8 protein-coding genes are annotated in these 7,122 nt (G+C 53.4%); 2 read left to right on the top strand and 6 right to left on the bottom strand.

Annotated features, from left to right (window positions below):
* Nucleotides 1–227: 227 nt before the first annotated feature.
* The gene (locus QMZ30_RS13600; RefSeq protein ID WP_283227773.1) at nucleotides 228–812 is read right to left on the bottom strand and encodes a YceI family protein; all 585 of its coding nucleotides are present in this window, start codon (nucleotides 810–812) and stop codon (nucleotides 228–230) included.
* A gap of 220 nt (nucleotides 813–1,032) precedes the next feature.
* Here QMZ30_RS13600 and QMZ30_RS13595 point away from each other — a divergent pair, with 220 nt between their 5' ends.
* Together QMZ30_RS13595 and QMZ30_RS13590 are read left to right on the top strand one after the other, a co-directional pair.
* On the top strand, nucleotides 1,033–1,383 hold the full coding sequence (locus QMZ30_RS13595) for a type II toxin-antitoxin system RelE/ParE family toxin (protein ID WP_039335714.1): 351 nt from the start codon (nucleotides 1,033–1,035) through the stop codon (nucleotides 1,381–1,383).
* Nucleotide 1,384: 1 nt separating this feature from the next.
* Entirely contained in the window at nucleotides 1,385–1,684 is a 300-nt protein-coding gene (locus QMZ30_RS13590) for a helix-turn-helix domain-containing protein (RefSeq protein WP_283227772.1), read from the top strand.
* Here the strand turns inward: QMZ30_RS13590 and pqqF are convergent.
* The 5 genes from pqqF to pqqB are packed head-to-tail and all read right to left on the bottom strand — an operon-like array spanning nucleotide 1,675 to nucleotide 7,077.
* A complete protein-coding gene (pqqF, locus tag QMZ30_RS13585) occupies nucleotides 1,675–3,993 on the bottom strand; it encodes a pyrroloquinoline quinone biosynthesis protein PqqF (RefSeq protein ID WP_283227771.1) in 2,319 nt (772 codons plus the stop codon). The two genes, QMZ30_RS13590 and pqqF, sit on opposite strands and share 10 nt — an antisense overlap.
* Nucleotides 3,993–5,132, bottom strand: a complete 1,140-nt coding sequence (gene pqqE, locus QMZ30_RS13580; protein WP_283227770.1) for a pyrroloquinoline quinone biosynthesis protein PqqE — start codon at nucleotides 5,130–5,132, stop codon at nucleotides 3,993–3,995. Before pqqE ends, pqqF begins: the two co-directional genes overlap by 1 nt.
* Nucleotides 5,119–5,397, bottom strand: coding sequence for a pyrroloquinoline quinone biosynthesis peptide chaperone PqqD (gene pqqD, locus QMZ30_RS13575; protein ID WP_039335705.1), 279 nt, complete (start codon nucleotides 5,395–5,397; stop codon nucleotides 5,119–5,121). Before pqqD ends, pqqE begins: the two co-directional genes overlap by 14 nt.
* Before the next feature lie 4 nt (nucleotides 5,398–5,401).
* A complete protein-coding gene (gene pqqC, locus QMZ30_RS13570; RefSeq protein ID WP_039335724.1) occupies nucleotides 5,402–6,157 on the bottom strand; it encodes a pyrroloquinoline-quinone synthase PqqC in 756 nt (251 codons plus the stop codon).
* The gene (gene pqqB, locus QMZ30_RS13565) at nucleotides 6,151–7,077 is read right to left on the bottom strand and encodes a pyrroloquinoline quinone biosynthesis protein PqqB (RefSeq protein ID WP_283227769.1); all 927 of its coding nucleotides are present in this window, start codon (nucleotides 7,075–7,077) and stop codon (nucleotides 6,151–6,153) included. Before pqqB ends, pqqC begins: the two co-directional genes overlap by 7 nt.
* Nucleotides 7,078–7,122: the final 45 nt, after the last annotated feature.

Below are 7,122 nucleotides of genomic sequence, written 5' to 3'. Positions count from 1 at the left end.
GACTGAGCCCGGTAGAGTACCGGACTCAGAATCAAAATAAGCTGACTTAAGCAGTCCAGGTTAAGGGGTTCAGTTCACGATGGAACATCCATGTTCCAGCGCCACCTTTCGCCCGCGTCCTGCGGGCTCTCCTGGCAGACTCATTTCGTTCAGCGCTGCGGATGCCTTCCCCGGTGCGGCCCCAGCCTGCTTGTTAGCTTCAGTGCGCGCTATACCCCAAACTTCAATTACTTTGCATACGCCTCAGTAGAAATCGTCAGCGTCACATCATCACTGACTGCTGGCACATACTTATCCAGCTTGAAGTCTGAACGTTTGATCACACCAGTGGCATCAAAACCAATCGCCTGTTTCTTCACCATCGGATGCATCCCTTGCTGGTTCAGCGTGGCGTGCAGAGTGATCGGCTTGGTAATACCTTTCAGGGTCAAGTTGCCTTCTACATCAAACTTGTTATCACCTTTTGCCACCACTTTGGTGCTGTGGAATACCGCGGAAGGATATTTAGCAGTATCAAAATACTCAGCACCGAGAAACTCTTTGGTCAACGCCGGAACATGGCTATCAATCTGGGTAATTGGCAGGGTCACATCAACACGTGCTTGCTCGGGATGATCCTTATCAAACACCAGCGAACCTTTGCTGTTGGGGATATCTGCAGTGGGGTGCGAGAAGCCGAAGTGCGTCCAGGTGACAATCACCGAGGTATGGGCAGGATCGAGGTCGTAATGCATCGCAGCAGCCTGAGAAACAGGCACGTAAAGCGCAGCCGCCGCCAGCAATGGCAGCACAACACGGGTAACGTTTTTCACTCAAGGTTCCTTTTAGATCGGGATAATCGATTGAGTGTCGCGGATAACCCGGCTGACGAATAGTGAAGAGATTTGCGCGTCACCTTCAAATATATTCAAAAATATCAAAGGGTAATGGTTTATATGGGTGAAAGTTACGCAGGATTATCGCATACTCCATTGCAACCATAGCCTAAAGGCTATAAATTGACTCATAGCAAATAAGCTATAGGATGGCGATATGTGGGAAATATTAACAACGGAAGTTTTTGATGAGTGGTTTTTCGCACAAAGTGAAGATATGCGTGAAGATGTGTTAGCCATGATGGGTATTTTGGCAGAAATGGGACCTCAACTTGGTCGCCCCTATGTCGATACGCTAAAAGGGTGCAAGCTTACTCATCTAAAAGAATTACGTATCCAGCACCATGGAAATCCTGTTAGGGCTTTTTTCGCCTTTGATCCCGTTCGTCGCGCCATAGTGTTGTGTGCTGGAGATAAAACGGGTGTTAATCAAAAACAATTTTACCGTTCAATGATTCGCATGGCCGAAGCGGAATACCGCAGGCATTTAGTGCAAATGGAGGGATAACATGTCTAATTACAAAGCTTTATTAGATAAGCAATCACCTGAAAGCCAACAGCGTATCGCTGTTAAAATTGAGAAATTACGCCAGGATATTGCCTTAAGTCAGATACGTGAAGAACTTAATCTTTCACAAACCGAACTGGCCCGCACAATGGGAATCTCACAGCCCACGTTAGCCAAAATGGAAAACCCCGACAATGATCCGCGGCTTTCGACATTAAAACGTTATGTTGCGGCACTCGGTGGCGAAGTACGCATTGATGTCACATTACCAAACGGTAAACACATCGCCATTCAGCTTTGATTCACAACGATTCGCCAGCGGCGGCGTTCGCGCATCATTCGCTTATGGAGCTGTTGCAGGTGAGACAGCGTTAGAGACATCACCGCGTTGCGATTGAGATTGGGTAACCCCTGCTGCTGGCGTAACCCCTGCACGGCCGCATCAGCGTTATCTTTGGCATCACATTGGTCGAGCAAGGTAGCCTGCCATGCCGCCAGCGTTTGCGGCATGACCGAATCAACCTCTGCAACCATCTCACGCATAAAGCGTTTACAGTGCCCCAGCAGCGTCTTCCATGGGAGCTGTGGCGATTGCAATGCCAGTAACAATCCATCCACATCGGCGACGCGCTGATAGCGAGCGGAAACCACATAGCCAATCTGTTGATCGACACGCAGCCGCTGGAAGAATCTCGGCTCCAACAGCAATGACAGCGCACGTAACGCGGCTAAGTTGCTGTCATCTGACTGCGGTAACGGAATAAACAGCAGTAGCGCCTGGTCGCTTCCGTGGCAGTTAACCGGCGTGATGCCCCGTTGTAACCGAGGCGGATGGGCATATGTGGCCAAACCTGGTGAAAAGTCGCTGAGCAGATGGGCAACGCGCTGTGGCAATGCCTGCTGTTTGCCACACCAGGCAGCTAACCAATCGCTATCGGCAACAGGAGAGATTAACTGCGCTGGCAATGCCGCCAGTAACTGGCGAATCACGATAGTTTGAGGTGTGGCAACGCCCTTCGGCTGCACTTCAGCACTCAAGGCCTTCAGCGCATGATGAACGGTCAGTAAGGCTACATCATCGCCTGTTGGAAGATTCAGCACCAGCTGCCAGACGCCCTGCTTTTGTTGCCAACTGCCACTGCCTCCCGCATGGCGCAGTTCCGCCAGAACCGGGCGCAGCAAGGCTTGCCGCGCCTGTGCGTCCTCATCTCTCAGCGTGTGATAAAACGCCGGGCGCAGTAGCAAAGTTTCAACGTGTTGCCGGGGCATAAAATGGGGTAATGCCATGGCAACGGGAGGCAAAACGGGGGGAATGGCCGATTGGGAAACAGGATAAAAATGGAAATTTGCAGTGGTGTGAAAAACCGAGCTTTGCGGTAATCCTTTTTTCTGCATCAAGGTAAAACCCTGTGTTTCCACACGTTGGGCATCGGGCAAATGCTGCTGCGTTAACATGCGTGTGCAGGCAGCTTGCGGTAACGCCGCGATAAACCTAGTGAAACTCTCGGGTACCGTCTCTGCGGGGGAAAAACCCAGCGCACGTCCACGCAACTGCTCCAACGGCGTCAGACAGGCGAAATCGTGCAACGCCAGTTGCGCATAATGCTGCCGTTGTTCAGTGCCGCAGATACCAATCGCCTCGACATGCTGCCAGAATAGCTGTTCAATACGCTGGGCTTGCTCAACGCTGATCTGTGCCGCCGTAAAACGCAACGCCAGCCAACCGTGCTGCGCATCTTGCCACAGCCACTGCCCGTGCAACGTATCGCACAAGCCGGCTTCTCTCAGCGCCGCCAGCAAACTTCCGGGTGCTTCATCTTGCCAGAACACACTGAGAAAAGTGACACTGTCACGCAACGAGTCTCCATCCCCGTGTAACATCAACGTGAGCCAGAAATTCTCATCACCCGCTAGCTGCAACTGAAGGTCATTCGTCGCAGGGGTTGGCAGCACAGAATGCGGTATAAACTGGCGTACAGGAAGGGTCGTAAAAGCATGCGCAAGCTCGGCCAACTCGTCCAGAGATTGCGGGCCCTGCAACCACAAATCCATGCTATTCGCACCGTAAAAACGCTGGTGGAACTCACGAAGCGCAGCCTGCAATGAAGTGACATTGTCACCAAAAGACTGCTGACTCCCCACACGAAAGCGTTGAAAAGCAACGCCCAGCGTATCCGCCAATGCCGCTTCGCTCAGGGTCTCGACATGATGTTGCAGTAGCTGATATTCCGCCTCAATCACCGCCACTTCCTGCCGAATAGCCTGCTGGCTGAGCAACGGTGCGGCAACCATATCGCTTAAGCGCTGAACTCCTTCAGGCAGAGCCATCGCGGGAAGTTGAAAAAAGAAGGCGCTACTACTGAGTTGCGTGGTGGCATTGACCTGCCCACCTTTCTGCTGCACCCATGGCATTAAACGCTCGCGGTCTTTAAAGCGCTCACTGCCGCAGAACAGCAGATGCTCGAGCAAATGCGCCAATCCCGGCCAGCGGTCGGGTTCATCCAGACTGCCGGCCTGCACGCGCAACAAAGCAGCGGCATCACGCGCGTCTGGCTGGTGGTACAGGTGGCAGCGCAGGCCATTGGCAAGCACAAGGTGGCGCGAGGTCATCAGGTGACTCGCTGCTTAAAGATCAGCTCAGAGTTGCTGCGATTACGGAACTGTAGCTGGGCAATTTTGATATCACTACAGGTCGCTTCACGTCGTGCTTCAAGGATTTTGCCGTGATGCGGTGACTTGCTACACACCGGATCGGTATTGTCAGCATTGCCCGTCAACATATAGGCCTGACAGCGGCAGCCACCGAAATCCTTCTCTTTTTCATCACAGGAACGGCACGGCTCCGGCATCCAGTCATAACCGCGATAGCGGTTAAAACCAAACGAGTTGTACCAGATATCCTCCAGATTTTGGTTGAGCACCGATGGGAACTCGACCGGCAACTGACGCGCGCTGTGGCACGGCAATGCGGTGCCTTCTGGCGTGACACTCAGGAAAATCGATCCCCAACCGCCCATGCAAGGTTTCGGGCGCTCTTCATAATAGTCTGGCGTGACAAACAACAGATTGGCGAGGTTACCGCTTTCACTCATGCGCTCACGGTATTGCGCTACCACGGCTTCTGCATTAGCAATCTGCTCACGTGTCGGTAGCAGCCCCTGACGATTCAGGTGCGCCCAGCCATAAAACTGGCAGGTGGCTAACTCAACGTCGTCAGCTTCCAGTTCGATACAGAGATCGATGATTTTATCGATCTGGTCGATGTTATGGCGATGCAGCACGAAGTTAAGCACCATCGGATAACCGTGCGCTTTTACCGCTTTTGCCATCTCCAGCTTCTGCTGAAACGCTTTTTTCGAACCGGCTAATGCCGCATTCAGCACCTCATCGCTGGCCTGGAAGCTGATCTGGATATGATCGAGGCCCGCATCGGCAAAAGCATCGAGCTTTTTGGGCGTCAGGCCAATGCCAGAGGTGATCAGGTTGGTATAGAAACCCAGATCCCGCGCGGCACGGATCAGCTCGGGCAGATCTTTACGGGTTAACGGCTCGCCACCTGAAAAGCCCATCTGTACACTGCCCATGGCACGCGCCTGGCGGAAAACATCGATCCACTGTTCCGTGGTCAGCTCTTTCTCCTGCTGCGAAAAATCGAGCGGGTTTGAGCAGTAAGGACACTGCAGTGGACAGCGATAAGTCAGTTCAGCCAGCAGCCAAAGCGGCGGCGTGACGGTTTTATTCAGGTTCACGACACTGGATCCATTTCTGTTCAACGGCGGATTGCAGGAACTCTTTTACATCATCGTCCACGCCGCCCGCTTCCGGGAAGCGCGTATTGAGCGTATGAATAATGGCCGCAACATCTTGCTTGCCCGTCACCAGCTCCAGAATCGCGGCAGCAGTTTCATTCAGCTTTGCCATCCCTTCCGGATAAAGCACCACATGGCTGTCTTGCGCGGGTTCCCACTGCATGCGATAGCCACGGCGGAAAGCCGGGATCAGATTATCTTTCATGATGTTATACCAGTCTTGTACTGTGCCATGACACCTGATCGGTGACGGTGTGATAAGGCGGGCGCTGTAATGAATACGCCATGGTCATGGCATCCAGCAGCGTCCAGAGAATGTCCAGTTTGAACTGCAGAATCTCCAGCATACGGTTCTGCTGCTCTGCCGTGGTAAACACCTCCAGCGCCAGCGCCAGGCCATGTTCCACATCACGATTCGCCTGGCTAAGACGGCTGCGGAAGTAGAAGTAGCCCTCTTCCTTGATCCACGGATAGTGTTGCGGCCAGCTGTCGAGACGTGACTGGTGAATTTGCGGCGCAAAGAGTTCGGTTAACGAACTGCATGCCGCTTCTTGCCAATTAGCACGACGCGCAAAATTGACGTAGGCATCCACCGCAAAGCGTACCCCTGGCAGCACCAGCTTTTCAGACAGCAGCACCTCACGATCCAGTCCGACTGCTTCACCTAATTGTAGCCAGGCTTCGATACCACCTTCATGACCGTTGCTGCCGTCATGGTCCAGAATGCGCTGAACCCATTTACGACGCGTAGCCGGATCTGGGCAGTTCGCCATGATGGCTGCATCCTTCAGGGGGATGTTGGTCTGGTAGTAAAAGCGGTTGGCTACCCACCCCTGAATCTGTTCGCGTGTCGCTTCACCATTGTGCATCGCGATGTGATACGGATGGTGAATATGATAAAACGCGCCTTTGGCACGCAGTGCCTGTTCAAACGCTTGCGGCGATAAGGCTTCGGTAATCACGATGCGCTCTCCTGCAGATGAATCGCCATGCCGTCCCAACTCACTTCAATGCCCTGCTGTATCAGATACTGACGCTGCGGCGACTGCTCGTTGAGAATCGGATTGGTGTTGTTAATGTGAATCAAAATTTTGCGCTTTGCGGGCAATGCAGCCAGCAGCGCCATTAAGCCGTGCTCTTCTGCCAGAGCCAGATGGCCCATAGCTTTGCCGGTATTTTTACCAACGCCGGTCGCCAGAAGTTCATCGTCCTGCCAGACGGTGCCATCAATCAGCAGACAATCGGCTTTTTGCAACCAAGGCATGATCACGGCATCCGGCTCGCCCAAGCCCGGCGCGTACAATAGCGTCTGGCCGTTGGCGGTGTTCTCAATAAACAATGCCACGTTATGCCCTGGCAAAGGACGATCGCGGTATGGCGAATACGGTGGCGCATTGCTGAGAATCGGAATAGCCGTGAACTGCAGATCGCCGCACACATCGACCCGGAAGGGTTCCAGCGGCGTTAACGCGTGATGCTGCAGCCCGCCATTCCAGTGCTGCAACATGGTAAAAATGGGGAAGCCACTGGTGAGGTCAGCATGGACCTCAGGCGTACACCACACCTGATGTGGGCAGCCTTCACGCAGGCTGAGTAACCCGGTGGTGTGATCAATCTGGCTATCGGTCAGGATAATACTGCCGATGGCGGTACCGCGCAGCACACCTTTTTTGATCAGTTCTGGCGTGTGGGCAATCTGCTGGCTGATATCCGGCGAGGCGTTACACAACACCCAATCTTCACCGTTGTCACTGACAATAATCGAAGATTGCGTCCGCGCCTGAGCCTGAAGGGTGCCGTTACGCAGGCCGCTGCAATTGGCGCAGTTACAGTTCCACTGCGGAAAGCCGCCACCTGCCGCTGAACCAAGCACTTTAATAAACATGTGAGATGACCAAAAAGAAAATAAAATGCCCGCGCGAACGGCGGG

Source organism: Pantoea sp. EA-12 (genome assembly GCF_030053355.1).
In the GTDB taxonomy this organism is placed as follows: domain Bacteria; phylum Pseudomonadota; class Gammaproteobacteria; order Enterobacterales; family Enterobacteriaceae; genus Pantoea; species Pantoea vagans_C.
This window is presented reverse-complemented; position numbering and strand designations above follow the sequence as displayed.

What these genes read in the sequence shown, in the direction of transcription:
- pqqD (WP_039335705.1), bottom strand. Translation starts at nt 5,397, where the DNA reads ATGAAAGATAATCTGATCCCGGCTTTCCGCCGTGGCTATCGCATGCAG.
- pqqB (WP_283227769.1), bottom strand. Translation starts at nt 7,077, where the DNA reads ATGTTTATTAAAGTGCTTGGTTCAGCGGCAGGTGGCGGCTTTCCGCAG.
- QMZ30_RS13595 (WP_039335714.1), top strand. Translation starts at nt 1,033, where the DNA reads ATGTGGGAAATATTAACAACGGAAGTTTTTGATGAGTGGTTTTTCGCA.
- QMZ30_RS13590 (WP_283227772.1), top strand. Translation starts at nt 1,385, where the DNA reads ATGTCTAATTACAAAGCTTTATTAGATAAGCAATCACCTGAAAGCCAA.
- pqqF (WP_283227771.1), bottom strand. Translation starts at nt 3,993, where the DNA reads ATGACCTCGCGCCACCTTGTGCTTGCCAATGGCCTGCGCTGCCACCTG.